The sequence below is a fragment of the Sphingomonas dokdonensis genome (assembly GCF_002197685.1).
Taxonomy (GTDB): Bacteria; Pseudomonadota; Alphaproteobacteria; order Sphingomonadales; family Sphingomonadaceae; genus Sphingomonas; species Sphingomonas dokdonensis.
Genome location: NZ_NBBI01000004.1, coordinates 77,016 through 102,944 on the forward strand (window position 1 = coordinate 77,016; position 25,929 = coordinate 102,944).

Annotated in this window: 27 protein-coding genes and 1 tRNA gene; 13 read left to right on the forward strand and 15 right to left on the reverse strand. The window is 66.2% G+C overall.

Annotated features, from left to right (window positions below):
- The first annotated feature begins 174 nt into the window (after positions 1 to 174).
- Positions 175 to 1,848, forward strand: a complete 1,674-nt coding sequence (leuA, locus tag SPDO_RS11220) for a 2-isopropylmalate synthase (RefSeq protein WP_088367601.1) — start codon at positions 175 to 177, stop codon at positions 1,846 to 1,848.
- Between the two features lie 68 nt (positions 1,849 to 1,916).
- On the opposite strand, the gene SPDO_RS11225 is transcribed toward leuA, so the two are convergent.
- From SPDO_RS11225 to folE, 3 genes are read right to left on the reverse strand one after another with little or no spacing between them, the layout of a single operon-like run.
- A complete protein-coding gene (locus SPDO_RS11225) occupies positions 1,917 to 2,267 on the reverse strand; it encodes a dihydroneopterin aldolase (RefSeq protein ID WP_088367602.1) in 351 nt (116 codons plus the stop codon).
- A complete protein-coding gene (locus SPDO_RS11230) occupies positions 2,260 to 3,021 on the reverse strand; it encodes an SDR family oxidoreductase (RefSeq protein ID WP_088367603.1) in 762 nt (253 codons plus the stop codon). Before SPDO_RS11230 ends, SPDO_RS11225 begins: the two co-directional genes overlap by 8 nt.
- Positions 3,018 to 3,647 (reverse strand): GTP cyclohydrolase I FolE, encoded by a 630-nt coding sequence (gene folE, locus SPDO_RS11235; RefSeq protein ID WP_088367604.1) that lies wholly within the window; start codon positions 3,645 to 3,647, stop codon positions 3,018 to 3,020. Before folE ends, SPDO_RS11230 begins: the two co-directional genes overlap by 4 nt.
- Positions 3,648 to 3,866: 219 nt before the next feature.
- Here folE and SPDO_RS11240 point away from each other — a divergent pair, with 219 nt between their 5' ends.
- Positions 3,867 to 6,905 carry a TonB-dependent receptor gene (locus tag SPDO_RS11240; protein WP_088367605.1) on the forward strand — a complete coding sequence of 1,013 codons (3,039 nt, stop codon included), beginning with the start codon at positions 3,867 to 3,869 and terminating at the stop codon, positions 6,903 to 6,905.
- Positions 6,906 to 6,986: 81 nt separating this feature from the next.
- Here the strand turns inward: SPDO_RS11240 and fghA are convergent, their stop codons facing one another.
- The 6 genes from fghA to SPDO_RS11270 all read right to left on the reverse strand — a co-directional run bounded on the left by fghA (position 6,987) and on the right by SPDO_RS11270 (position 10,366).
- A complete protein-coding gene (gene fghA / locus SPDO_RS11245) occupies positions 6,987 to 7,817 on the reverse strand; it encodes an S-formylglutathione hydrolase (protein ID WP_088367606.1) in 831 nt (276 codons plus the stop codon).
- A 139-nt stretch (positions 7,818 to 7,956) separates the two neighbouring features.
- A tRNA-Arg gene (locus SPDO_RS11250) sits at positions 7,957 to 8,033 on the reverse strand.
- Positions 8,034 to 8,099: 66 nt separating this feature from the next.
- On the reverse strand, positions 8,100 to 8,528 hold the full coding sequence (locus SPDO_RS11255) for a DUF1178 family protein (protein ID WP_088367607.1): 429 nt from the start codon (positions 8,526 to 8,528) through the stop codon (positions 8,100 to 8,102).
- Entirely contained in the window at positions 8,525 to 9,349 is an 825-nt protein-coding gene (locus SPDO_RS11260; RefSeq protein ID WP_088367608.1) for a carbon-nitrogen hydrolase family protein, read from the reverse strand. The genes SPDO_RS11255 and SPDO_RS11260 overlap by 4 nt, the downstream gene beginning before the upstream one ends.
- Complete coding sequence (gene grxC, locus SPDO_RS11265; protein WP_088367837.1) at positions 9,346 to 9,609, reverse strand: glutaredoxin 3; 264 nt, start codon at positions 9,607 to 9,609, stop codon at positions 9,346 to 9,348. Before grxC ends, SPDO_RS11260 begins: the two co-directional genes overlap by 4 nt.
- A 31-nt stretch (positions 9,610 to 9,640) precedes the next feature.
- Positions 9,641 to 10,366: a ComF family protein gene (locus SPDO_RS11270; RefSeq protein ID WP_088367609.1), complete on the reverse strand. Its 726-nt coding sequence runs from the start codon at positions 10,364 to 10,366 to the stop codon at positions 9,641 to 9,643.
- A gap of 47 nt (positions 10,367 to 10,413) precedes the next feature.
- Between SPDO_RS11270 and SPDO_RS11275 the strand changes: the two genes are divergently transcribed.
- A complete protein-coding gene (locus SPDO_RS11275; RefSeq protein WP_088367610.1) occupies positions 10,414 to 11,250 on the forward strand; it encodes a class I SAM-dependent methyltransferase in 837 nt (278 codons plus the stop codon).
- A gap of 3 nt (positions 11,251 to 11,253) precedes the next feature.
- Here the strand turns inward: SPDO_RS11275 and SPDO_RS11280 are convergent, their stop codons facing one another.
- Positions 11,254 to 11,643, reverse strand: coding sequence for a MerC domain-containing protein (locus SPDO_RS11280; RefSeq protein ID WP_088367838.1), 390 nt, complete (start codon positions 11,641 to 11,643; stop codon positions 11,254 to 11,256).
- Positions 11,644 to 11,750: 107 nt separating this feature from the next.
- On the opposite strand from SPDO_RS11280, the gene SPDO_RS11285 reads away from it, so the two are divergent.
- Positions 11,751 to 12,791, forward strand: a complete 1,041-nt coding sequence (locus SPDO_RS11285) for a COX15/CtaA family protein (RefSeq protein ID WP_211280070.1) — start codon at positions 11,751 to 11,753, stop codon at positions 12,789 to 12,791.
- Positions 12,792 to 12,814: 23 nt separating this feature from the next.
- Here SPDO_RS11285 and SPDO_RS11290 read toward each other — a convergent pair whose 3' ends face one another.
- On the reverse strand, positions 12,815 to 13,471 hold the full coding sequence (locus SPDO_RS11290) for a sulfite oxidase-like oxidoreductase (RefSeq protein WP_088367611.1): 657 nt from the start codon (positions 13,469 to 13,471) through the stop codon (positions 12,815 to 12,817).
- 134 nt (positions 13,472 to 13,605) lie between these two features.
- Between SPDO_RS11290 and SPDO_RS11295 the strand changes: the two genes are divergently transcribed.
- The 4 genes from SPDO_RS11295 to SPDO_RS11310 all read left to right on the forward strand — a co-directional run bounded on the left by SPDO_RS11295 (position 13,606) and on the right by SPDO_RS11310 (position 18,010).
- Positions 13,606 to 16,005, forward strand: coding sequence for a TonB-dependent receptor plug domain-containing protein (locus tag SPDO_RS11295; RefSeq protein ID WP_088367612.1), 2,400 nt, complete (start codon positions 13,606 to 13,608; stop codon positions 16,003 to 16,005).
- A gap of 167 nt (positions 16,006 to 16,172) precedes the next feature.
- Positions 16,173 to 16,652, forward strand: coding sequence for a 50S ribosomal protein L13 (gene rplM / locus SPDO_RS11300; RefSeq protein WP_088367613.1), 480 nt, complete (start codon positions 16,173 to 16,175; stop codon positions 16,650 to 16,652).
- On the forward strand, positions 16,652 to 17,197 hold the full coding sequence (rpsI, locus tag SPDO_RS11305) for a 30S ribosomal protein S9 (RefSeq protein ID WP_088367614.1): 546 nt from the start codon (positions 16,652 to 16,654) through the stop codon (positions 17,195 to 17,197). The genes rplM and rpsI overlap by 1 nt, the downstream gene beginning before the upstream one ends.
- A gap of 183 nt (positions 17,198 to 17,380) precedes the next feature.
- Complete coding sequence (locus SPDO_RS11310; RefSeq protein WP_088367615.1) at positions 17,381 to 18,010, forward strand: retropepsin-like aspartic protease family protein; 630 nt, start codon at positions 17,381 to 17,383, stop codon at positions 18,008 to 18,010.
- Here the strand turns inward: SPDO_RS11310 and SPDO_RS11315 are convergent.
- The 3 genes from SPDO_RS11315 to modA are packed head-to-tail and all read right to left on the reverse strand — an operon-like array spanning position 17,997 to position 20,042.
- Entirely contained in the window at positions 17,997 to 18,602 is a 606-nt protein-coding gene (locus SPDO_RS11315) for an ATP-binding cassette domain-containing protein (RefSeq protein WP_088367616.1), read from the reverse strand. The genes SPDO_RS11310 and SPDO_RS11315 overlap by 14 nt on opposite strands.
- Positions 18,592 to 19,278 (reverse strand): molybdate ABC transporter permease subunit, encoded by a 687-nt coding sequence (gene modB, locus SPDO_RS11320; RefSeq protein WP_088367617.1) that lies wholly within the window; start codon positions 19,276 to 19,278, stop codon positions 18,592 to 18,594. Before modB ends, SPDO_RS11315 begins: the two co-directional genes overlap by 11 nt.
- A complete protein-coding gene (gene modA, locus SPDO_RS11325) occupies positions 19,275 to 20,042 on the reverse strand; it encodes a molybdate ABC transporter substrate-binding protein (protein ID WP_088367618.1) in 768 nt (255 codons plus the stop codon). The genes modB and modA overlap by 4 nt, the downstream gene beginning before the upstream one ends.
- Positions 20,043 to 20,175: 133 nt before the next feature.
- Here modA and SPDO_RS11330 point away from each other — a divergent pair, with 133 nt between their 5' ends.
- From SPDO_RS11330 to SPDO_RS11340, 3 genes are read left to right on the forward strand one after another with little or no spacing between them, the layout of a single operon-like run.
- The gene (locus SPDO_RS11330; protein WP_211280071.1) at positions 20,176 to 21,150 is read left to right on the forward strand and encodes an acyl-CoA dehydrogenase family protein; all 975 of its coding nucleotides are present in this window, start codon (positions 20,176 to 20,178) and stop codon (positions 21,148 to 21,150) included.
- Complete coding sequence (locus SPDO_RS11335; RefSeq protein ID WP_088367841.1) at positions 21,147 to 22,301, forward strand: acyl-CoA dehydrogenase family protein; 1,155 nt, start codon at positions 21,147 to 21,149, stop codon at positions 22,299 to 22,301. The genes SPDO_RS11330 and SPDO_RS11335 overlap by 4 nt, the downstream gene beginning before the upstream one ends.
- A 14-nt stretch (positions 22,302 to 22,315) precedes the next feature.
- The gene (locus SPDO_RS11340; RefSeq protein ID WP_088367619.1) at positions 22,316 to 23,113 is read left to right on the forward strand and encodes a crotonase/enoyl-CoA hydratase family protein; all 798 of its coding nucleotides are present in this window, start codon (positions 22,316 to 22,318) and stop codon (positions 23,111 to 23,113) included.
- Positions 23,114 to 23,140: 27 nt separating this feature from the next.
- Here the strand turns inward: SPDO_RS11340 and SPDO_RS11345 are convergent, their stop codons facing one another.
- Positions 23,141 to 23,728, reverse strand: coding sequence for a DUF924 family protein (locus SPDO_RS11345; RefSeq protein ID WP_088367620.1), 588 nt, complete (start codon positions 23,726 to 23,728; stop codon positions 23,141 to 23,143).
- Here SPDO_RS11345 and SPDO_RS11350 point away from each other — a divergent pair.
- Both SPDO_RS11350 and ftsY read left to right on the forward strand, forming a co-directional pair.
- Positions 23,727 to 24,965: a MiaB/RimO family radical SAM methylthiotransferase gene (locus tag SPDO_RS11350; protein WP_088367621.1), complete on the forward strand. Its 1,239-nt coding sequence runs from the start codon at positions 23,727 to 23,729 to the stop codon at positions 24,963 to 24,965. The two genes, SPDO_RS11345 and SPDO_RS11350, sit on opposite strands and share 2 nt — an antisense overlap.
- Positions 24,962 to 25,894 (forward strand): signal recognition particle-docking protein FtsY, encoded by a 933-nt coding sequence (gene ftsY, locus SPDO_RS11355; RefSeq protein WP_088367622.1) that lies wholly within the window; start codon positions 24,962 to 24,964, stop codon positions 25,892 to 25,894. Before SPDO_RS11350 ends, ftsY begins: the two co-directional genes overlap by 4 nt.
- The last annotated feature ends 35 nt before the right edge of the window (positions 25,895 to 25,929 follow it).

The window sequence follows — 25,929 nt, forward strand, 5'->3', positions numbered from 1 at the left end:
TCGCGCTGGACTTCAACCGGTCGTTCGGGCAACCAGACGACGATGATTTGCTTCGGCGGCCTTCTGCTTCGACTTACGCGCCCTTAGGCGCGACCTAGCCTTGCGCGCCCGCGGGCTGCGCAACGCGCCTAAGGGCCAGTTGACCCCGAAAGCCCATAGCAGAGCGAGCCCATCATGCTGCGCGATCCGTCGACCAAATACCGCCCTTTCCCCACCATCGATCTGCCGAACCGGCAATGGCCGTCGCGCACGATCACGCAGGCGCCGCGCTGGCTGTCGACTGACCTGCGCGACGGCAACCAGGCGCTGATCGATCCGATGGATGCCGAGAAGAAGACGCGCTTCTTTGACCTGTTGGTCAAGGTGGGGCTGAAGGAGATCGAGGTCGGCTTCCCCTCCGCCGGCCAGACTGAGTTCGACTTCATCTCGGGGCTTTTCGCGCAGGACCGCGTGCCGGACGACGTGCTGGTGCAGGTGCTGACGCAATCGCGCCGCGACCTGATCGAGACGAGCTTCCGCAGCCTGGAAGGGGCGCACGCCGCGATCGTCCACCTCTACAATGCGGTCAGCCCCGCGTGGCGGCGCATCGTGTTCAACATGAGCCGCGACGAGGTGAAGGCGATCGCCATCGACGGCGCCAAGGTGCTGCGCGACGAGGCGGGCAAGCGGCCGAACACGACGTGGCATTTCGAATATAGCCCGGAAACCTTTTCCACCGCAGAAGTGGATTTCAGCATCGAGGTGTGCGCCGCCGTGATGGACGTGCTACGCCCCACCGCCGAGCATCCGCTGATCCTCAACCTGCCGGCGACGGTCGAGTGCGCGACGCCCAACGTCTATGCCGATCAGATCGAATATTTCTGCCGCCACATTCCGAACCGCGACACGGTGGTGATCAGCCTGCACACGCACAACGACCGTGGCACTGGCGTGGCGGCGGCGGAACTGGGGCTGATGGCGGGCGCCGATCGCGTCGAGGGTTGCCTGCTCGGCAATGGCGAGCGCACCGGCAATTGCGATCTCGTGACCGTGGCGCTCAACATGTACACGCAGGGCGTCGATCCGAAGCTGGACCTGTCCGACATCGACGCCATCGTGAAGACGGTGGAATATGCCACCAACATCCCGGTGCATCCGCGCACACCCTATGCGGGCGACCTCGTCTTCACCGCTTTTTCTGGCAGCCACCAGGATGCGATCAAGAAGGGCTTTGCGGCGCAGGCGGCGCGCAACGACGATCTGTGGGAAGTGCCGTATCTCCCGATCGATCCCGCCGATCTGGGCCGCAGCTACGAAGCGGTGATCCGCGTCAACTCGCAGTCCGGCAAGGGCGGCGTCGCCTGGGTGATCGAGCAGGACAAGGGGCTGAAGCTGCCCAAGCGGCTACAGGGCGATTTCAGCCGCCACGTACAGGCGCTGGCCGATGAGACCAGCCGCGAGCTGAATGCCGCCGATATCTGGGGCGCATTCGAGCGGACGTACCTGCCGGGTGCCGGCGACCGCTTCGTGCTGCGCGACTATGAGGAGACCGGCAGCGTCGGCAACCGGCTGTTCGTGGGTCGGGTGGCGATCGACGGCGAAGAGCGGTCGCTGTCGGGGCGCGGCAACGGCCTTATCTCCGGGGTGATCGCCGCTTTGGCTGAATCGACCGGCCCGGCCCTCGACGTGATCGACTATGCCGAGCATGCGATCGGCCATGGCGCTGGCGCCCAAGCGGCCGCTTACGTCGAATGTCGCGCCGGCGACGGGCAGACCGTCTGGGGTGTAGGGATCGACACCGATGTCGCCACCGCGACCGTTCGCGCCGTGCTGAGCGCCGCCAATCGGACGCCCAAACTGCCTTTGTGACAATCGAAGCCTATGCCGTGCCCATGGCGCCGGTGCCATGGGCGCGGCAAGCGCGGAGCTGCCGGCAGTCACCGCGCGCGGACGATCTCGCACCCGACACGGGCATCGGGGTACACATCCAGCTTCATCGATCGCACCTGCACGCGCTGAACCCGCGGATCGGCAAGGCACAGGTCGGCGATCGCCTCGACCAGGCTTTCCTGCAAGGCGAAGCCCGGCCCGGCCGCCAGCCGGTGAACGCCATCGCGCAGGAAATCATAGTCCAGCACCTCGGCGATCGTATCAGCGCTGGGCGCAGCGGCGTAAGCGACCGTCATCCGCACCGACAGGCGCACGCGCTGCGGCTCTGCTTCATGCGGATGGATGCCGAGGCGGATCGCCACGTCGAACCGGTCGAGAATGATCGTATAGTCAACCACCCGCCGCTGCCCGCTCCCTGTTCTTGAACATCACGTCGCCATCGCGCTTCAGAAACCGCTGACCGCTATCCACGTAAAGCGTCTGCCCGGTCACGCTGGTGGCGTCCAGCAGGTAAAGGACCGCCGCCGCGACCTGTTCCGCGCCAACCGGCCGGCGCAGCAGATTGTCGCTGGCGACCTCGTTAAACATCGCCGCGCTCTGATCGCCGCTCGGCAGGGTCAGCCCGGGTGCCACGGCATTCACCCGCACGCGCGGCGCATGTGCTATGGCCATCATCTCCGTGGCGCCGGACAGCGCATATTTGGTGAGCGTGTAGGAGAAGAAGTCGGGGTTCGGGTTTGCCAGTTTCTGATCGAGCAGGTTGACGACGCAGCCGTGATCGAGGTCCGCTTGCCGCGCCAGGGCGGCGGCAAGCATCGCCGGTGCGAGACAGTTCACCGTATGAAGCCGCAGCGCGAGCGCCGGCTCGATCCGCTCCGGCCGATCCTCCTCGAACCGCGACGCGCTGTTCACCAAGGCATGGACGGGGCCGCCGGCGGCGGCCCGCGCGCGATCGAACAAGGCGTCGATCTGCGCTACGTTCGCCAGATCGCCGCCGATCGCGGCGCCACCGATCTCGGCGGCCAGCGCCCGCGCCTCCTTCTCCGACGTGCCGTAATGGATCACCACCTGCCAGCCAGCGGTGGCGCACGCCCGCGCGATGTTGGCGCCGAGCCGCATGGCCCCACCCGTGACCAGAACATTGCGCGTCATGCGCGCCCTTGCATGCCCATCAGCGACAGCACTTCCTTGCGGCTGCGTTCGTCGTCGCGGAAGACGCCCATCATCCGGCTCGTCACCATCGACACGCCTGGCGTACGCACGCCGCGTGCCGTCATGCAGGCGTGGCTCGCCTCGATGACCACCGCCACGCCTTGCGGCTTCAGGCCATTCCAGATGCAATCGGCGACCTCGGCGGTCAGCCGCTCCTGCACCTGCAAGCGCCGGGCATAGGCATGAAGCACACGCGCCAGCTTGGAAATGCCGACCACATGGTCTTGTGGCAGATAGGCGATGTGCGCGCGGCCGATGATCGGCGCCATGTGATGCTCGCAATGCGACTGGAACGGAATGTCGCGGAGCAGGACGATCTCGTCGTAGCCGCCGACTTCCTCGAAGACTCGGGAGAGGTGGTGCGAGGGATCCTCGGCATAGCCGGCGCAATATTCACGCCACGCCCGCGCGACACGCCGCGGCGTGTCGATCAGCCCTTCACGCGCCGGATCGTCACCAGCCCAGCGAATCAGCGTTTGTATCGCATCCGCAACATGATCGGGCACCACGATCTTGCCATCGTCGCCAATCAAATCACCGTCATCCGGCGAGCCTTCGTTAACCATAAACCGATCACCTTTGTGCGTTGCGGCGTGAATAATGCTGCACCGAAGCATAGGTCTAAAATCGCAACTGTCGCTTTTCGGACACAACCTAAGTCGATGCTTTTAATTCTTTGAGAATTCCGTTTGACGAAAGAAATTTTCTGACGCTTATTCCCATACCGAACCATCAAACCCCATGACATCGCCATAGAGCGGGCATGGACCCAGGAGGGGAGATCGATGCGTAAATCCTATCTGCTTGCCGCGTCTGCTATCGTGTCAGTGGCAGCAATGCCAGCCTATGCGCAAACGGGCGCGACAACCGTGGCACAGGATACCGCCCCTACGAATGGTCCGGGCCAGGAGGCGCCGAGTTCCGGCGCGTCGTCGGCGGGCGCCTATGGCGACATCGTCATCACGGCACAGCGCCAGTCGCAGCGACTGCAGGACGTGCCGATCGCCGTTTCGGCATTCACCGCGGAGAACCTCGAAAAGCAGCAGATCGTCAACCCCCTCGCCCTACAGCAGTCGCTGCCGAACGTCACCTTCACCAAGGGGCAGTTCGCGACCAACACCTTTACCATTCGCGGCATCGGCGACCTTTGCGTCGGCGTGACCTGCGACTCCGCCACGGGCATCGCGCTGAACGAGCAGCCGGTCGGCGGCCGCATCCTGGAAGGCGAATTCTACGACATCGAGCGGATCGAGGTGCTGCGCGGCCCGCAAGGCACCTTGTTCGGCCGTAACGCGACTTCGGGCGTGGTGAACATCATCACTGCCAAGCCGGACCTTTCGGCCATCCGCGCCGCCGGCGAGTTCGAATACGGCAATTACGATTCGAAGCGCGTGAAAGGCATGATCAACGTGCCGATCGGCGACACGATCGGTGTGCGCGTCGCAGGTTATTACCTGAACCGCGACGGTTATATCAAAAACACGTTCAACAACTCGCGCTTCGATGGCCGTGATATGTATTCGGTGCGTGGCACCCTGTCGTGGGAACCCTCGCCCGATACCCGCTTTGATTTCATCGCGCAGTACAGCCGCGAAGACGACGACCGATCGCGCCTGCAGAAGCAATTGTGCGACCGCGACGCGACCGGCATCCTCGGCTGTCTGCCGACGCGCCGTGCATTCGGCACCACCAACGCCAACTCGACCCTCGGCGGTGCCACCGAGTCCGTGCAGGGCCTGCCGATCTTCCTCGCGGATGCCTCCGTTGCGCTTGCCACCAGCAATCCCGCCTATGTGCCGACGTTCCTCGCGACGCTGGCCGGCACGCGGCCGCTGCTGGCGCCATTCGGCCTCGGCAGCATCGGCAGCCCCGGCCGCGCGGCGACACCGGACGCCTTTGCAAATGCCGTCAATCCGCGCGATCTGCGCACGGTGACCGCGGACTATACGCCGACGTGGAAGACCGAGGATCAGATCTACACCCTCAAGGGCTATCACAATTTCGGCGACATCGCGGTCAGCCTGACGGCGGGCCATACCCGCAGCACGCTCAATGCAACGTCGGATTATAACCTGCTGGTCAGCGGCCAGGGCGCAAGTGCTCCGGGCTTCGCCACGCTGGAGGCCGTCGGCAATCCTGCGTCGCCGGCCTACAATCCGCTGTTCGCCGGCCTGCGGAACGCGCTAATCCCCAACGGCCCGCAAGGCGGCGTGTGCCAGTCCAACGGCGGCCCGAACGGCGTTGGCGTATATGGCGGGGAGACGATCGGCTGTTTCCAGCAGAGCCTGGACTTTGACCGCTCCACCTCGCGCACCAAGGCGTGGGTTGGCGAAGTGCACGTCGACAGCTCGTTCGACGGCATGTTCAACTTCCTGCTCGGCGGTATCTACACCAAGGCGACCGCGCGCGACGTCGACTATTTCGTGAACAATATCGGCCTCGATTACCTCTCCGGCCTGGTAGGCACGATTTCGGGCGCTGGCGCCGGACGGACCACCAGCTCGTTCCTTGCCTCGCCGTTCTTCCGCAGCAATTCGGACAAGTTCACGCTGAACTCGTTCGGCATCTTCGGCGAAGCCTATTTCGAGTTTAACGATCAGCTCAAGCTGACGCTCGGCGCACGCTATAATGACGACAAGAAGTTCGTCCGCGCTCGCACCACCTTTGCCAATGCGCTGCTGCCGATCGGCACGACCGACGCGCGGCCTGCCTTCAACAGCGGCCCCGACTTCGACGCGACGCAGCCGGGCGCGCAGCCGTTCGCAGAATCGCGCGTGCATTATTCGCGGGTTACGGGGCGCGCGGTGCTCGATTATCAGATCACGCCCGACAATCTGATCTATGCGTCTTACTCGCGCGGGTACAAATCGGGCGGCATCAACCCGCCGCTGTCGCCGCTGTTCGCGGTGCCGACCACGTTCCGCCCGGAAACGGTCGACTCGTTCGAAATCGGCAGCAAGAACACCTTCGGCAATGGCGCGCTGCGCCTGAACGTCACCGGCTTTTACTATAAGTACAAGGATCTGCAGCTTACCCGCATCGTCGCCCGCACGTCGGTGAACGACAACATCAGCGCCAACATCTACGGCGTGGAAGCGGAAGCGGTGATCAGCCCGACCCCGGCGCTCGTGATCAACGCCAATGTGAGCTACCTGAAGACCGAAGTGGCGCAGGACCGCCTGCTGACCAACCCGCGTGACGTGTCTGGCGGCCGTGCCGATGCGGTGATTATCAAGGATCTGGCCGGCGCGTACAATTGCGCCGTCCTGCCGACTTCGGGTGGTGCGGCCGCAGCACGCGGCTTCGTGGATGCCAGCAATGCCCTGCTCGGCCTGAACGGCTCGGTCCCGCTGCTCGCCAACGGCACCTATGGCGCGTTCAGTGCCTGCAAGTTCCTGCAGGCGCAGCAGATCGCCACCAACGCGCCGGTTTCGGTGTTGCTGGACGGCAATCCGGTGAACGTACGCGGCAACCGCCTGCCCAACAGCCCGACGTACAAATGGGCGGTGGGTGCGCAATATACGTTCGACATCGGCGAATGGACCCTCGTGCCGCGCGCCGACCTGAACTACACGGGCGAGCAGTTCGGCACGATCTTCAACCTCAATCCGATCGACCGGATCGAAGGGTATGAAGTGGTGAACGCGCAGGTCCAGCTGAACGGCCCGGACGATCGCTTCTACGTTCGCGCCTTTGTCAGCAACCTGACCGCCAACAACGCCATCACCGGCCTGTTCGTGACCGACCAGTCGTCCGGCCTGTTCACCAACGTGTTCACGGTGGAACCGCGGCGGTACGGCCTGGCCGCCGGCTTCAAGTTCTGAGGCGCGCCTTGTCCGGTGGGCGGCGCCCCACCGGATGAGGATCGATCGACCCCTGGCGGGCCTTCGGGTCCGCCATTTTGTTTACAGGCGTGCGGCCGCCCAGGCGATGTGATCGCTCATGAAGGTCGACACGAAATGGTAGCTGTGATCGTAGCCGGGCTGCATGCGCAGCGTCAGATCGATGCCGGCATCGGCACAGGCACGTTCCAGCAGCGCGGGCTTCAATTGCCCCTCGAGAAAGCCGTCCGCCGCGCCCTGGTCCACCAGCAGATTGTCCAGCCGCGCGCCGTCGCGGATCAGCGCGCAGGCGTCATAGTCAGCCCAGGCGGCGCGGTCTGCGCCAAGGTAGCCGCTCAGCGCCTTCTCACCCCACGGGCAGGACAGCGGCGACGCAATCGGCGCAAAGGCCGACACGCTCTTGAACCGGCCGGGATTGCGCAGGGCAATGGTAAGCGCGCCATGGCCGCCCATCGAGTGCCCGGTGATGCCCTGGCGCGTCATGTCGACCATCGGAAACTCGCTGGCGATCACACCCGGCAGTTCATCCTCGACATAGCTGCGCATGCGGAAGTTCGCCGCCCACGGCTCCTCGGTGGCATCGACATAGAAGCCGGCGCCCTGCCCGAACGCCCAATCCTCATCGTCCGGAACGCCCGAACCGCGCGGGCTGGTGTCCGGTGCGACGAAGACGATGCCGTGCTCGGCACAGGCACGGCGATACTCACCCTTGTCGGTGACATTGGCATGCGTGCAGGTGAGCCCTGACAGATACCACAGGACGGGCAGCCGCTGGTCGGCGGCATGTGGCGGCACATAGACGGAAAAGGTCATGTCGGTGCCGGTGACGGCTGAGGCGTGGCGGTAAACGCCCTGAGTGCCGCCAAAGGCGCGAGCTTCGCTAAGCGTTTCCATGCATTCTCCGCTGATGTTCGATCGCGCGGCCCTTAGCGCGACGTAACTGGCCGCGCCAAACCTGCTCCTGATGTGAATGTCCGACGATGAAGGGCCGTTCCCGGCAGCGCGCCAAGCAGCAGCGCCGCTCGCCAATGGGTGGTGCCCCCGGCGAGATTCGAACTCACGACCTGCGGTTTAGGAAACCGTCGCTCTATCCTGCTGAGCTACGGGGGCAACGGCGTCTTGCTACGGCCGGCACGCCAGCCGGTCAATGCGGTCGGTTAGCGTCGACCGCTCGCCTCAGTTTGCCTGTTCGGGCGGCAGCACCGGGAGCAGCAAGGGCGCGACCGACACGCCCTCGTCGATCAGCGCCTTGGCTTCCTCGACGGTCGCCTGTCCGTGGATCGGGGCCTGCTCCTGCTCGCCAAGATGCATCGCCCGCGCCTCGGTCGCGAAGCTCTGGCCGACCCAGCGTGATCCCTCCAGCGCGCGCTGCTGCGCGTTGGCCAGCGCCCGCAACATCTCCTTCATGGCGATGGGCGTCGACGCCGGTCCTGCGTTGCCCTTCGGCGCGACATTCGGCGCCATGACGGCCTTCTCGACTTTGGTATCGGCGCAAAGCGGACATGAGACGAGCGAGCGATCCCGCTGATCCTCATAGGCCGCGGAAGATGCGAACCATGCCTCGAACACATGGCCTTGGCTGCACCGCAGATCGAAGACGATCATGGTGCGATCACGACGGGCGAGATCGGACGGCGGTGATCGATCACCGGAATACGCTGGCGCACCTCCGCCACCCTTGCCGCGTCGAGATCGACCAGGCGCAAGCCGACGCTATCCTGAAGGTCGGCCAGCACCTCGCCCCAGGGGTCGATCGCCAGCGAATGACCGAACGTCTCGCGACCGTCTTGGTGCGCGCCGCATTGCGCGGCGGCGATCACGAAGGCGGCGTTCTCGATCGCGCGCGCCCGGAGCAACACATGCCAGTGCGCCGCCCCCGTCGGGCGGGTGAAGGCGGCCGGCACGGCAAGGACGGTGGCACCGGCGTCGCTCAGCGCGCGATAAAGATCCGGAAAACGCAGATCGTAGCAGATCGACAGACCAAGCCGACCGACCGGCGTATCCACCACCACCGCCGTATCGCCGGCGGCATAAGCGGCGGACTCGCGCCAGCTTTCACCTGTCGGCAGATCGACGTCGAACAGATGGATCTTGTCGTAGCGCGCTCGGATCGCGCCGCCGGCGTCGATCACAAAACCGCGATTGACGAGGCGCGCGTCCTCGCCGCGCAGCGCCAGGCTGCCGAGGTGCACCCAAACGCCGAATTTCGCCGCCGCCTCGCGAACGGCGCCGAGCACGCGATCATCGGCTTGGGCGACAATCGACGATGCCGCGCGTGCGCGGTCACGATCGAGCAAGCCCGACATTTCCGGCGTGAACAGCATCGTCGCGCCCTCGCCGGCCGCCGCCTCGATCGCGCGGGTCAGGGTCGCTGCATTGACCGCGGGATCGATCCCGCTGGACATCTGCAGGAGCGCGGCCCTCATGGTGCGTCGGCGAGCATCGCGTCTAGACGACCGGCGCGCTCAAGCTCGGCAAGGTCATCCGAACCGCCGACGTGCCGACCGTTGATGAAGATTTGCGGCACCGTTGTGCGTCCGCCAGCGCGATCAATCATCTCGCCGCGCTTGGCGCCGCCGAGCGTGATGTCGAACTCGGTCGGCTCGACGCCCTTGCTGGCGAGCAACTGCTTTGCGCGCACGCAATAAGGGCACCACGCCTTTGTGTAGATTTCTACCTGGGCCATGATGACGACGTGTGGTCGCGGGCCGCGATTGTCAATCTGGCGCCGCATCGATCACCCGCGCCCAGCACAGGACGGACACCGTCGCCGCGCCCGATCGGCAAAGCGTGTCGATACAGGCGTCGGTCGTGGCGCCGCTGGTATAAACGTCGTCAACGAGGACGACGTGGCGACCGGCGATAGCCGGCCGATCTTGCGCGGCGATGGCAAAGGCCCCTTTCACCGCGCGCCGCCGCGCCGCGCCGTTCATGTTCTGCAAGGCGGGGGTGTGCCGCGTCCTGATCAACACGCCGCCGGCCGCGCTTATGCCGCTCTGCGCAGCGAGGGCAGCAGCGATCAGCCCAGCCTGGTTGTACCCGCGTCGCCAGATCCGCCAACGGTGCAGCGGAACGGGGATCAGGAGATCGGCGTCGGGCGGCAGGTGACGCAGCATGTGCCGCGCCGCCGTTTGCGCAAGCGCGGCACGCCCGCCGTATTTCAGGCGAAGCGCGAGCGAGCGAGCCACCGGGCCGTACGCAACCGCAGCATGCACGCCGGCATGTTTTGGCGGCTGGGCGAGGCAGGTGGCACAGCATGCGCCGGCGCCCTGATCCTGATCGAACGGCAGATGACAGGCCGCGCACCACGGCGGGCCGAGGAAGCGCAACGAGCCCCAGCAGGTGGCGCAGAAGCGGTGATCGTCATCGGCGATCGCGCCGCATCCCGCGCAGCGCGGCGGCAGGGCTAGGGCGAGAGCCGATCGAAGAAACGCGCGGAGCATCGCCGAACTTGTCGCGAGCGAATGATCTGCGCACAAGGCCCCCCCATATGAGCGCTTCTGAAATCTTTGACCGAACCGCCCGCCGCCATCGCCGCGATCGGGCGGCGGCCGACTTCGCCGCCCACGACTTCATTCGCACCACGATGCTGGACGGGATTGCCGAGCGGCTGACGAGCGTGAAGCGGACGTTCACCGACGTGCTGGACCTCGGCAGTTTCGATGGACGCTTCACGGCGCCGCCGGGTGCAAGGCTCGCGCGGATCGACGCAGGCTTCTCCTTCGCGCGCCAGAGCGGCGGCGTGCAGGCGGACGAGGATCGCCTGCCCTTTGCCGACGCCTCATTCGACCTGGTCGTGTCGGCCGGCGTGCTGGATCAGGTCAACGATGTACCCGGGGCGCTCTCGCTTGCCCGGCGCGTGCTGCGGCCGGATGGTCTGTTTCTCGGCGCCTTTCTCGGCGGCAGCTCGCTTTCGACGCTGCGCAGCGCGGTGCGCGCCGCGGAGGGTGATCGCCCAGTGGCGCGTCTTCACCCGCAGATCGACGTGCGCTCGGCTGGCGATCTGTTGATGCGTGCAGGATTTGCGCTGCCCGTCGCCGACTCGGAGACGCTGCGTGTCCGGTACGGCGGGCTGGGCAAGCTGCTTGGCGATCTTCGCGGCATGGCGGCGACGAACCTGCTGGTCGATCGGCAAACGTTGCGCCGCGATACGCTCACGCGCGCGGCCGCTGCTTTCTCGGACGCCGCCGATCCGGACGGCCGCGTCGCCGAGCGGTTCGACATCATCTTCCTGACCGGTTGGGCGCCCTCGCCCGACCAGCCGTTGCCGGCCAAGCGGGGCAGCGGCACGGCATCGCTGGCAAACGCGCTGAAGCGCCCCGGCTGACCCTCAGCCCGCTGCCCGACGGTTGAGATCGTGTCCAAGCGCCAGGATCGCCACGCCGATGATGGTCCAGAGCGCCTCGCCGTCATGGGCGAGACCCGCGTCATGCGGCAACGACAAGGCGCCGGCCATCACACCAAGCCCGAGTGACCCAACAGACAGGGGCAGCAGATAGCCATGCTGCAACGCCCCGCGCCCCAGGCCAAACGCGCCGAGCGCAATGGCAATGGCAAGCCCGACCTCGTGCACCAGCGGATCGACGAACAATCCGCCAAGCGCGGACAGCATCGCCAGCAGCATCGCACTGGCGACGCAATGCACCACGCATAGCCCCGATACGATGATCGCCACCCGATCGAGCCGTGACGGCGAAGAAAGGAAAGCGGCGCTTGGCATCGGATCGGGAGATAGCGCCTTCATCGGCACGTTACAATATCACATGATGAACTTTTGTGCATGGGCCGCGCCATTGCCCCGATTGCGGCAGCACCCTAAAGAGCGCCATGCTCAAGCCCAGCCCCGGCTTTCGCGTCTCTGCGCGCCCCTTAGTGATTGCCCGATGGTTATACGCCGTCGCCGCGCTGATCGTCCTGATGGTGGCGGTGGGCGGCATCACGCGCCTTACCGAATCGGGTCTGTCGATCACGCAGTGGAAGCCGCTGACCGGCATCATTCCGCCGCTTAACGACGCGCAATGGCAGGCCGAGTTCGCCAATTACCAGCGCATTCCCGAATATCAGCAGATCAACCAGGGGATGACGCTGAGCGGGTTCAAGGCGATCTTCTTCTGGGAATATGTCCATCGGCTGCTCGGCCGGGTGATCGGCATGGCCTTTGCGCTGCCGCTGCTCTGGTTCGCGGTGCGGCGCGCGATCCCCAAGGGTTTTGGCCCTCGCCTGCTCGCGCTGCTGGCGCTTGGCGGTTTGCAAGGCGCGATCGGCTGGTGGATGGTGGCGTCCGGGCTTTCCGTGCGTACGGACGTCAGTCACGTTCGGCTGGCGGTGCATCTGTCGACGGCGCTGGTGATCCTGGGCGGCATCGTCTGGACCGCGCTGGATCTGCGCGATCTTGCGCATGATCCGCTGGCAAGGCCCGCACGACTGACGCCGGTAGCGGTGATCGCGCTGTTGTGCCTTGGCCTTCAGATCGTGCTGGGCGCCTTCACCGCCGGGCTGAACGCCGGCTACGCCTTCAGCAGCTGGCCGCTGATGGGCGACAGCTTCTTTCCCGGCGACGCGCCGATGATTGCGCCGGCGTGGAAAAACGTGGTCGACAATCCGGTGGTGGTGCAGTTCGTGCATCGCTGGTTCGCCTTTGCGGCGGCAATTGCCGTGGTATGGCTCGCGATGTCCGCCCGCCGCGCCGGGGCGATGACGGCCTGGGGTGCGGTGATCCTGCTCGTCGGCTTGCAGATCGTGCTGGGCATCGCGACGCTGCTGACCGGCGTGGAGATCAGCATCGCGGTGGCGCACCAGGTAAACGCCGCCATGCTGCTGATCGCGGTGGTGACCGCCGCACACCGGGTCGGTCGGCAGACGGCCTGACGACACAGGCCGAGCGACGCGGCCTAGCCGTACCGTTCCTCATGCCACGGGTCGCCGCGCATGTGGTACCCGTTCACCTCCCAGAACCCGGGCTTGTCGGCGCCGAGGAACTCGATCGCGTTGATCCATTTCGCGCTTTTCCAGAAATAAAGGTGCGGAATGATCAGCCGCGCCGGCCCGCCATGCTCGCGCGACAAGGGCCTACCCTGCCACGAATGCGCGATCATCGCGTCCGCCGCGGCGAAGTCCGCCAGCAGGACGTTGGTGGTATAGCCATCATAGCCGTGCAGCATGACGGCGCGCGCCTCGTCGCGCGGCGCCACTAGATCGAGCAGCGTCTCCGTCGACACGCCCGCCCAGTCATTGTCGTAGCGTGACCAGGTCGTGACGCAATGTATGTCCGACCGGCGCGTGCTTTGCGGCAGCTGCTGAAACGCTGCCCAATCCAGCGTGATCGGCCGTTCGACCAGCCCGCGCACCTGCAACCGCCAGCGATCGGTCGATACATCCGGCTGACGTCCCAGATCGAGCACCGGCCAATTGGTGACGAGATGCTGGCCGGGCGGCAAACGGTCATCGCTGCCCGCCTCGCGTGCGTCGGTGATGAACTTGCGCTCGGCGGCCCAGCGCTGCTTCGAACGCGTCAGCTTCGTGTCCGCTGGGGGTGGCTCATCGTCCATGGCTCGGCTCCTCGGCTGACAGCTTACACGCACAACGCGACATTTTGCGACGATTAAGCACTGGCGCCGGGACATAGCGGGCACACCCATCGTTCATCCCGACCATCACTCTTCATGACTTCGGGAGCATCTCCTTGCCGCAATGGCTTCTGCCCCTCCTCAGCCTGTCCGCCGCCACCCCCGCGCCGCTCGTTCAGCCACAGCAAGCCCCGGCGGAGCAGGAGCCGGCCGCCCCCGCCACTGACGAGGACGATCTCGAACTGGAGGACGACATCGTCGTCACGGGAAGCCGCAAACCGCGCGGTTCGGTGATCGGCGACATCACGCCCGAAGTGACGCTGAGCGGGCGCGACATTCGCGCTTATGGCGCCAGCAACATCGGCGAATTGCTGCAGGAGCTCTCCCCGCTGACCGGCAGCATCCAGGGGCGCGGCGGCGGCGGCTCCCCCGTGGTGCTGCTGAGCGGCCGGCGCATCAGCGGCTTTCGCGAGATCCGCGACCTGCCGCCCGAGGCGATCCAGCGCGTCGAGATCCTGCCCGAAGAGGTGGCGCTGAAATACGGCTACCGCCCCGACCAGAAGGTCGTGAACATCGTGCTACGCCGCCGCTTCAATGCAATCACGGCCGAGGCGGAAACCAACCTCGCCACCGACGGCGGGCGCCAGGTGCACGAAGCCGACGTCAATTACCTGCGGCTTTCCGAGGGCAGCCGGTTCAGCATCGACGGCGAATATACGCGCAGCAACCCGCTGTTCGAGACCGAGCGCCACCTGCAGAACGCCGATCCGAACCGCACGCTCCTCTCCGCCAGCGACGCGGCGAAGCTGAACACGACGTACAACCGCACCATCTTCGGCAACGTCTCCGCCACCATCAACGGCGAGCTGGAGGGGGCGAACACGCTCGCGGCGCTGGGCAGCGCAAGCGACGGGCGCCGGCTGCTGCGCGACGCCCGCACCCGGACGGGCGCGCTCAGCTATGCGCTGAACGGCGATCTGGCGACCTGGCGCTGGTCGCTCGACGGCGGCTACACGCGCGATTGGAGCACTACCCTGACCGATCGCGACGAGGGCACCGGCGTGCGGCAGGATCGCGCCAAGTCCGTGGCGGAGCTGATCCAGACCGAGGGCACGCTGAGCGGCAGCCTCCTCGATCTGCCCGCCGGCCCGATCAGCGCGACGCTGAAGGCCGGCCTTGCCCTGCGCGACATCGCCAGCGAGTCGCGGCGTGCGGACCAGTTCACGGCGACCGATCTGTCGCGGGATCAGTTCAACGGTCAGGCGAATGTTGACGTGCCGCTGCTGAAGAACAGCCCCGTCGGCACGCTGAGCGTCAACCTGAACGGGGGCGTGGACCAGCTATCCGACTTCGGCACGCTTGGCACCGTGGGCTATGGCTTCAACTGGCGACCGATCGAGCCCATCCGCCTGATCGGATCGGTGACGCACGAGGAAGGCGCGCCGACCATCCAGCAGCTCGGCAACCCGGTGATCGTCACGCCCAACGTGCGCGTGTTCGATCTGGTCACCGGGCAGACGGTGGACGCAACGACCGTGGAAGGTGGCAATCCAGCGTTGCGCGCGGATCGTCGCCGCGTGCTGAAGCTCGGCGTCACCGCCAAGCCGATCGAGAACACCGATCTGACTTTGCTGGTCAACTATACCGACAGCAAGATCGACAATCCCATTGCGAGTTTCCCGACGGCAACGCCGGAGATCGAGGCGGCCTTTCCCGACCGCTTCGAGCGCGATGCCGCCGGCACGCTGCTGCGGATCGACAATCGCCCGGTCAATTTCCAGAGCAGCCGACAGCGGCAGATCCGCTGGGGCTTCAACTGGTCGGAAACGCTCGAGGCTCCGCCGCCGACCGGGCCGGACGGACAGCCGCTCACCCCGGATCAGATCGAGGAGCGCCGCGCCGCCATGCGCGAGCAATTCCGCCAGGCGCGTGGTGGGAATGCCAGCAGCAGCGGCGTCCGTTCGGGTGGCGGTCGAGGTTTCGGCGGTGGACGTGGCTTTGGCGGCGGGCGTGGTGGCCGCGCCGGGCGCGTTCAGGTCAGCATCTTCCACACCTGGCGGCTGGAGGACACGATCACCATCCGGACCGGCGTACCGACGCTGGATCTGCTGGAAGGCTCGGCGATCGGCACGCGCGGCGGCAGGCCGGAACATCAGATCGAGTTCAACCTCGGCTATAATCGCAATGGCCTCGGCGCGCGGCTGAACGGCACCTGGGAAAGCGGCACGTCGATCCTCGCCAATCCCGGCGGCGCCCCCTCGCCCGACGATCTGCAGTTCGGCTCCCTGTTCACCGCCAATCTGCGCATTTTTGCCGATCTCAGCCAACAGCGCGCGCTTGTCCGCCAGGTGCCGTTCTTCCGCGGCTCGCGCGTGACGCTGGCGGTGAACAACCTGTTCAACCAGCGACTGGATGTGCGCGACCGCGCCGGCGCGGTGCCGATCGGCTATCAGCCGGCGCTGCTCGACCCACTTGGGCGGTCCGTCCGCCTGAGCTTTCGAAAGCTGTTCTTCTAACAGGTTCCGGCCCTTCCGCTTTCGCCAGAAAACGACGCGGTATTTGGATACCCGTCGTGTAAGGGGCCGAATTGTTGACTTTCCGCCGCCCCTCGATCAAAGCGCCCGTGTCACGCCGCGCTCTGATTGGGGGCGGCGTCTTCGTTTATTGCAAAGGTCCATAGCCCATGAAGGCGCTGATGAAGACCACCAAGGCGGCCAAGCCCGCCGAAGTGGAAAAGAAGTGGCATATCGTTGACGCCACCGACCTGGTGGTCGGTCGCGCAGCCGTCGTGATCGCCAACGTGCTGCGCGGCAAGCACAAGACCTCGTTCACCCCGCACGTCGATTGCGGTGACAATGTCATCGTCATCAACGCCGACAAGGTGCGTTTCACCGGCAACAAGCTGGCGGACAAGATCTATTACAAGCACACCGGCTACGCCGGCGGCATCAAGGGCGTGACCGCCGAGAAGGTTCTCGAAGGTCGCTTCCCGGAGCGCGTGCTCGAGAAGGCCGTTGAGCGCATGATCCCGCGCGGCCCGCTGGGCCGCCAGCAGATGCGCAACCTGCGCATCTTCAAGGGCGCCGAGCACCCGCATGAGGCGCAGAACCCCGAGGTCCTCGACATCGCCGGCATGAGCCGCAAGAACAAGGTGGGCGCATAATGTCCGACAATCGCCAGTCGCTTTCCGATCTCGCATCGCTGACGCAGCAGGCTGCGCAGGCACCGGCCTCGGCCGATGCGCCCGCCGCTGACGCAGGTACCGAGGCGCCCGTTCAGGCCCAGCCGACCATGCCGCTGCGCCAGCAGGAACTCGACAAGTATGGCCGCGCCTACGCTACCGGCCGCCGCAAGGACGCGGTTGCACGTGTCTGGCTGAAGCCGGGCTCGGGCAAGATCACGATCAACGGCCGCGATCAGGAAGTCTATTTCGCGCGTCCGACGCTGCGTCTCGTCATCAACCAAGTGTTCGGCATTACCGAGCGCGAAGGTCAGTACGACGTGATCTGCACCGTAAAGGGCGGTGGTCTGTCGGGCCAGGCCGGCGCGGTGAAGCACGGCATCAGCCAGGCGCTGACCAAGTACGAGCCGGCGCTGCGCAGCCCGGTGAAGGCGGCAGGCTTCCTGACCCGCGATAGCCGTACTGTCGAGCGTAAGAAGTACGGCCGCGCCAAGGCACGTCGTAGCTTCCAGTTCTCGAAGCGCTGATCTGGCAGCTTCTGCGTCGCGTGGCGGCGGGGAAGCTTTCTTGCTAGCAAAAGGGGGATCGCCCGTTCGGGGCGGCCCCCTTTTTCGTGCGCGCGACCGGCGCAGCACCGCGAGCGAACCCGTATCGCGTAATCGGACCGGCAAGGCATCGCAGAGCTACGCCGTCGTCCCTATATCGGCCTCATGCCCGCTCTGGCCGATTTCGCCCCGCACCTGCCGCTGATCCTCACGCTTCTCGCGGTGGTCGTGATCGCAGGCTTCCTCCGACGCATTCCGGTGATCGGGCGGATCGTCAGCGTGCTCACCTGGCTGGTGCTGATCGGCGCCTTTATCCTGGTTCTTGGCCAGCGCGAACGGTTCGACCCCTATCTTGGCCGGTTCGCGGAGATGCTCGATCGCTCGGGTCAGCAGGTGACCGGCAACGAAACGCGGATCACCATGAGCGCGGACGGTCATTTCTGGGCGACGGTTCGATTCGGCGGCATCAAACGCCGCATGTTGATCGATAGCGGGGCGACCGTCACTGCCCTGTCGCTCGACACCGCATCGCGCGCCGGATTGGACGTGCGCGACGCGCTCTTTCCCATGCTGCTGCGTACGGCCAATGGCACGATCAGGGCACAGACCTCCGCCGTCGACGAATTGAAGCTGGGCAACATCGTAGCCCGCGACGTGCCCGTGGTGGTCTCGCCCGCGTTCGGCGACACCGACGTGCTCGGCATGAACTTCCTGTCGCGCCTGAAATCATGGCGCGTCGAGGGGCGCACCCTGATCCTCGTGCCCAATCATCCGCAGGCCGTTACAGCCGAATGATCTGATCGCCCCCGAGCCGCTCGGCCTCCTCGGGATCGTGCGTCACGATCAGCATCGGCAGCCGCATGTCGTCGCGCACCCGCTCGATCACCTGCATCGCCTCTTCGCGCCGCGTGCGATCGAGCGAGGAGAGCGGCTCGTCGAGGAGCAGAAAGTCCGGCTTCCGCAGCAGCGCACGACCGATCGCCACGCGGCGCGCCTCTCCGCCCGACAAGGTGCGCGGCCAGCGATCGAGCAAATGCGCGATGTCCAGTCGCGTCGCGATCTCGGCAAGCGTGGTCGGCCCGTCCGCGCCGTAGAGCAGATTGCGTCGCACGGAGAGGTGGGGAAACAGCCGCGGGTCTTGGAACACCACGCCTGCCCGGCGATGTTCGGGCGCGATGTTGATCCGGCGGTCGGCGTCGAAAAGCGGCCGGCCGGCCACACAGATGCGGCCGCGATCAGGCCGCAACAGGCCGGCGATCATCATCAGGAGGCTGGTTTTTCCCACGCCCGATGGACCAAACAGCACCGTGCTCCCCGCGCCGCTCTGAAACGCCGCGCCGACCACCACGCCGCCGCGCCGGTGCGACACGTCGATGTCAAAGGACATGGAGGCGGCGCCCCTGTCGCCGGCCGAGAAGCTCGGACACAATCAGAGCAACGAGGCTCAACATGATTGATATCGCTGCCAGTTTCCACACCATTGCCTCGCCGCCAGGCCGCTGCAGGGCGGCATAGATGGCGAGCGGCAACGTCTGCGTTTCGCCCGGCACGTTGGAGACAAAGGTGATCGTGGCGCCGAACTCACCCAACGATCGTGCAAAGCCGAGCATCGCCGCTGCGAGGATGCCAGGCAGCGCAAGTGGCAGTGTGATCGTAGCAAAGGTGCGCCACGGCCCCGCACCCAATGTTCGCGCGGCTTGTTCAAGTCGCTGGTCAACACCTTCGATCGACAAGCGAATTGCCCGCACCATCAACGGCAATGCCATGATCGCAGCCGCGACCGCCGCTCCCGTCCAGCGGAACAGGATAGACACACCAAACCACCGCTCGAGCAGATTGCCGAGCGGCCCCGTCGGTGCAAAGGCAAGCAGCAGCAACCACCCGGTAACCACCGGAGGCACGACCAGCGGCAGATGCACGATACCATCGAGCAGGATCTTGCCGGGAAAGCGGCCACGCGCGAGCAGCCACGCCAGCGCAAAGGCGATCGGCAGCGTGCCGATCGTCGCCACCCCGCCGATCAACAATGACAGCCGAACAATAGCTTGCAATTCATCCGTCACGGGTTGGTGAAGCCAAACCGGCGCATGATCTGGCGGCCGCGATCGGAGAGAAGAAACCGTCGGAACTGCTCCGCCTCGCCGCTCCGCCCGCTCTTCAGGCGCGCCAGCGGGTAAACGATCGGCGCATGGCTCTTCGGGGGGAACACGCCTGCAACGCGCAACTCAGGGGCAAGCCGCGCATCGGTGCCATAGACGATGCCATATGGCGCTGCGCCGCGCTGGACGAGCGCCAGCGCCGCACGAACATTCTCCGCCCGAATGACACGTGGCGCCACAGTGTCCCAGGCACCAAGCCGGCCGAGCGCGGCCTTGCCATACCGCCCTGCCGGCACAGCATCGGGGTCCGCCATCGCCAGTCGTCCCTTCGCCAGCCGCTGCCCAAGCGCCTTGCCGCGCAGAGCAACCACGGCCTGCTGGCCCGGCGCCGCGACGACTACCAGTCGATTGCCCACCAGATCGGCTCGCGTACCTGCGACCAGCAAGCCGCGCTTCTCCAGATCGTCCATCCACTCCTGATCGGCCGAGAGGAAGAGATCAGCGGGCGCGCCCGCCGCTGCCTGCCGCGCCAGCGCCGACGAGGCCGCAAAGGATAGCACCGGGCGCCCATGGCCTTGTTTCGCCCACTCATCGGCGGCGGCGCTCAGTGCTTCCTGCATGCTGGCCGCAGCGAGGACCAACGGCGCGCGTTGCGCTGCCGCCGCGGCAGGCGACGCAAACGAGAACAGCAGCAGCAAAGCGGCAAGCAGACGCAAGCAAACCTCCATGAGAATGCCCCTTGGTACCGGTGGCAAAACGATCCGACCAGCCACAGTGTCAGGTGGACAAGCAATCGCCCGTTGCCTAGCGACGATTGAAACGGAGAGGAGCGGCCATGCAGAAGCTGGACCGGCTGTTGCGATGGAATTGACCGAAGTTGGCGCGATGCTCGCCGACACGGCCGAGCGATTGTTCACGGCGCATGCCGAGGAGATCGACCGAGCAGCGCATGAGGGCGTCTGGCCGGAGGCCGCCTGGGCCGCGATCGAGGAAAGCGGCCTGCCGCTCGCCCTGGTGCCAGAGGCGCAGGGTGGATTTGGTGTGCCGCCGCGCGAGGCGCTGATGCTGATCCGTCAGTCGGGGCGTCATGCGCTCGCCCTTCCCCTTGCCGAAACAATGATCGGGAATGCAGCACTCGCGGCTGCGGGCCTGTCGCTGGCGAAAGGGCCCGTCGGGTTGGCGGATAGTGCGAATGCGCGCGTCCCGTGGGGGCGCCATGCCAAGACGATCGTGCTTGGCGACGATGTCGGGGTACAGCGGCATGTCGGCCTGGACGTCTCTACTCAGGGCACAAACATAGCCGGGCATCCACGCGATCAGATAGCGGCTCCGGCGGAACAGCCAAGTTCTGCCGGCGCCGTGCCCGTGCTGGCGCTCGGCGCGCTGGCGCGTGCACTCCAGATGGCCGGCGCGCTCGAACGCGTGCTCGAGATGACGGTCGAGCATGTCTCCAGCCGCGTTCAATTCGGCCGTCCCTTGGCAAAATTCCAGGCGATCCAGCAGGAACTGGCGAAGCTTGCCGGCGAGGTGGCGGCTGCGTCGGCGGCGGCGGACCATGCAGCAGACGCTTATGCTAGCGGTGCAGAAGACCTGACCTTTGCCATCGCCGTAGCGCGCACCCGCATCGGCGAGGCGGCCAGCAAGGCGGCCGCCATCGCGCACCAATTGCACGGCGCGATCGGCTTCACGCGCGAACATGCGCTGCATCGCTTCACCACCGCCTTGTGGGCGTGGCGCGACGAATATGGCACGCAACGGCACTGGACGTTGATTGTCGGCAAGCGGGCGCTGAGTGCGGGCCGGGATGGCTATTGGCCGATGGTGGTGGCGGCATGACGACCGATCTTCGCTTTCCAACCCCGCCGAGCCATGAAGGCGCCGAGGCGCTGCGGCATGAGGTTCGGGATTTCCTGGCCAACGTCCTGGTCGATCGCTCGTCGCTGCGCCGCGCCGACAGCTGGAACGGCTTTGACCGCGATTTCAGCCGCAAGCTCGGCCAGCGCGGCTGGCTGGGCATGACATGGCCGAAGAAATACGGCGGGCACGAGCGCAGCGCATACGAACGCTATGTCGTGATGGAGGAAACGCTGGCAGCGGGCGCACCGGTCGCGTCGCACTGGATCGCGGACCGCCAGAGCGGCCCCAGCCTGCTGAAATATGGCACGGAGGCGCAGAAAGAGGCGATCCTGCCCGGTATCGCGGCCGGCGAAACGGTGTTCTGCATCGGCATGAGCGAGCCCGATTCCGGCTCCGATCTGGCGGCGACGCGCACTCGCGCAACGCCGGTGGACGGCGGCTGGAACGTGACGGGCACGAAGCTCTGGACCACCGGCGCGCACCAAGCCGATTACATGATCCTGTTCTGCCGCACGAGCGGCAGCCCGGCGGATCGCCAAGCGGGCACCAGCCAGCTGCTGGTCGATCTGAAGACCACCACGGGCATCACCATCCGCCCGATCATCGATCTCGCGGGGCAGCACCATTTCAACGAGGTGCATTTCGAGGATGCGTTCCTTCCCTCCGGCGCACTGATCGGATCGGAGGGCGCGGGCTGGGAACAGGTGATGAGCGAGCTCGCCTTCGAGCGTAGCGGGCCGGAGCGCTTCCTATCGTCGATGCAGTTGCTGATCGAACTGGTCGGCGCACTGCAAGACGCGTCGAGCGAGGCTGCCGAACTAGCGCTCGGACGCCTCACCGCGCATCTGGTGACGCTGCGACGGCTGTCGCGCGGGGTGGCGGCGATGCTGGAGGCGGGCGCAAACCCCGGCACGCACGCGGCGATCGTCAAGGATCTCGGTGCGACGTTCGAGCAGGACCTGCCTGACATCGCCCGATCGCTCATCGATGCGGAGCCTGATGCCGCATCCACTTCAGACTTTGTCGCAGTGCTCGCCCACATCACGATGAACGCGCCAAGCTTTTCGTTGCGCGGCGGCACGCGAGAGATTCTGCGCGGTATTATCGCACGCGGCCTGGGCCTGCGCTGACCGGAGACCTGTTCATGACTGTTGTGACCACCGAAGTGCGCGGCTCGATCGCGATCTTACGCCTCAACCGGCCCGATGCCATGAACGCGCTGGGCGCGGATGGCGACGGCGAGGCGGTACGCGCCGCGTGCGACGCGCTGAATGCCGACATGGCGATCCGCTGCGTCATTCTGACCGGCGAAGGGCGTGCCTTCTCGGCCGGTGGCGACGTGAAGAAGATGGCCGATCCCGAAGGCCCGTTCTCCGGCTCGGGGCTCGGCATCCGCAGCCATTACCAGCGCAACATCCACCGGATCGCCCGTGCGCTCTTCTCGCTCGACATGCCGGTGATCGCCGCCGTGAACGGGCCGGCGATCGGGCTCGGCTGCGACGTCGCCTGCATGGCCGACATCCGCATTGCCAGCGACAAGGCGAAGTTCGGCGTCACCTTCCTGAAACTGGGTCTGGTGCCCGGCGATGGCGGCTCGTGGCTGCTGCCGCGCGCAATCGGCATGAGCCGCGCGGCCGAATTGTTCTTCACCGGCGACGTGATCGACGCCGCCATGGCGGCGGACTGGGGGCTCGTCAGCCGTGTCGTGCCGCACGACACGCTGATGGACGAGGCACTCGCGCTCGCCGGCAAGATCGCCGCGCTGCCGCCGCATTCACTGCGCCTGACCAAGTCGCTGCTGCGGCAGGGGCAGACAAGCAGCTACGATCAGGCGCTCGACTCCGCCTCAACCGCGCAGGCGGTGAGCCACGCGACGGCGGATCACCGCGAGGGCGTGGCCGCGCTGCTGGAGAAGCGCCCGGCGGTGTTCGAGGGCAAATAGCCGCTCGGTCGGGCGCGGAAGGCTCCCTTACGCCTTGGGCGGTCCGTTCTCGTCGTCCGGGCCGTCGAGATACGCGCGTTCGTCGGGCGTCGTCTCGCGCCCGAGCGCGTCATTGCGCGTCGGGAAACGGCCGAAACGGGCGATCACCTCGAGATGCCCGATCGCGAACGGCAAATTGTCGCCGCCAAGCTCGGCGAACTTCGTCACGCTGAGCCGCTGCAGCGCGATGTCCTCTGCATGCATCAGCGGCATGTAAAGGAACGCGCGCTCCTCGGTGGCGTAGCGGCTCTCCCAACCGCGTTGGATCGCGAGCCGGCATAGCTCCACGGCCAGCGGATCGGCGGCATACGCCTTGGCTGAGTCGCGATAGATGTTGCGGGAGAATTGATCGAGCACCACGATCGCGGCGAGTAGCGAGTCCGGATCGTCGCGCCACGCGGCGGCTTTGGTGCGGCACAGCTCCTTACGCAAAGCACCAAAGCGCGAGGCGATCTCGGCATCGAGCGCCGCATCTCGGCCAAACTGCTTTTCCATCGGGATCGCGAACCAGAAGTCCAGCACCTCCTGCGCCTCGTCGTGGACTAACGCCTGCTCACTCCCTAGATCGCCGCTCATGCTATCCTCCCGTTCGCCCGATGTGATCACGCTGGGCTGCCGTCTCAACCTTGCCGAGAGCGAAACGATTCGCGGGCTCGTCGGTGCCGAGGATATGGTGGTGATCAACGGCTGTGGTGTGACAAACGAGGCGATGCGCCAGACCCGCGTTGCGGTGCGGCGGGCGCGGCGGGACCGGCCGGGGGCTGAGATCGTCGTCACGGGCTGTGCGTCCGAGATGGACCGGACGGGCTTCGCCGCCATGCCGGAGGTCGACCGGGTCGTTCCGAATGCGGCCAAGTTGCTGCCGGCGACATGGGGCGCATTCCCGAACCGGAAGCCGGCGCGTCGCCATGCGCGCGCCTTTCTCGCGGTGCAGAATGGCTGCGATCATGCCTGCACATTCTGTGCGATCCCGAGCGGGCGTGGCCCAAGCCGGTCGGAGCCGATCGGTCGGATCGTGGCTGCTGCCGCCGATCTGGTCGCGGAGGGCGCACGCGAGATCGTGCTCACAGGCGTCGATTTGACGAGCTACGAGGGCGGGCTCGGCGCGCTGGTCGAGGCTGTGCTGGTGGGCGTGCCGGCGCTGCCACGGCTGCGGCTGTCGTCGCTGGATACGATCGAGATCGACGACCGGCTGTTTGACCTGATCACCGGCGAGCCGCGCGTCATGCCGCATGTCCACCTGTCGCTCCAGGCGGGCGACGATCTGATCCTGAAGCGGATGAAGCGGCGTCACCTGCGCGCCGAGGCGGTGGCGATGGTGGGGAGGCTGAAGGCCAAGCGCGACATTGCCGTCGGCGCCGATCTGATCGCGGGTTTTCCGACCGAGGATGCAGCGGCGTTCGCCAACACGCTGGCACTGCTCGACGATTGCGACATCGTGCAGGCGCATGTGTTTCCCTTTTCGCCACGCGCGGGCACGCCGGCTGCGCGGATGCCGCAGGTGGCACCGGCCTCCGCTAAGGCACGTGCGGCGCAACTCCGTGCCGCAGCGAGTGAGCGGCGGCAGGCGTGGCTTGCGGCGCAGATCGGCACCGAGCACCGGATCGTCGTGGAGAAGCCCGGCGACCGCGGCCATGCGGAGAACTTCGCGGAGGTTAGGCTGGCCGACGCGGCCTGGCCAGATCAGGCCGCCAAGGCTTTGCCCGCCGACGCCACTGCCCTATCGGCAACCACATCGGGAACGATCGGAGCCATCCGATCGGTTCGCATCACCGGCGCCGCCCCAGATCATCTCATTGGAATTTCTGCATGACTGACCAGCGTTCCTGGCATGACAAGCTCCTTGGCGGCTTTCGCCGCACGTCCGATCGGCTGGTCGGCAATCTCGCCGGGCTCGGCACCGCGCGGCTGGACGAGAACACGCTGGAGGAGATCGAGGAGGCGCTGATCGCATCCGACCTCGGTCCGGAAACGGCGACGCGCATCCGCACGCGGCTGGCCGACGGCAGTTTCGAGCGGAACATGGAGGAGCTCGGTATCCGACTGGTCGTGGCTGAGGAGGTCGAGAAGGTCCTGGCGCAAGTCGCCAAGCCCCTCGAGATCGATGCCTTTCCGCGTCCGCAGGTCATCCTGGTGATCGGCGTCAACGGATCGGGCAAGACGACGACGATCGCCAAGCTGGCGCACCTGTTCATGGAGCAGGATTACGGCGTGATGCTCGCCGCCGGCGACACCTTCCGCGCCGCCGCCATCGGTCAGCTCGCGACCTGGGCCGAGCGCGTGGGCGTCCCGATCGTCACCGGGCCGGAGGGCGGCGACGCCGCCGGCATCGTGTGGGATGCGGTGAAGAAGGCGACCGAGACGGGTATCGACGTGCTGATCGTCGATACCGCCGGACGCCTTCAGAACAAGCGCGAGCTGATGGACGAACTGGCGAAGATCCGCCGCGTTCTCGGCCGCATCAATCCCGCCGCGCCGCACGACGTGGTGCTCGTGCTCGATGCGACCACCGGGCAGAATGCGCTCAGCCAGATCGAGGTGTTCAAGGAAGTCGCCGGAGTAACCGGCCTCGTTATGACCAAGCTGGACGGCACGGCGCGCGGCGGCGTGCTGGTCGCCGCGGCAGAGCGCTACGGCCTGCCGATCCATGCCATCGGGGTCGGCGAGTCGATGAACGATCTGAGGCCCTTCGATCCCAACGAAGTCAGCCGCATCATAGCCGGCGTCGATCGCACCGGTTGAACCGCCGCGACGCTGAGCTGTTCTGACTTTTACTA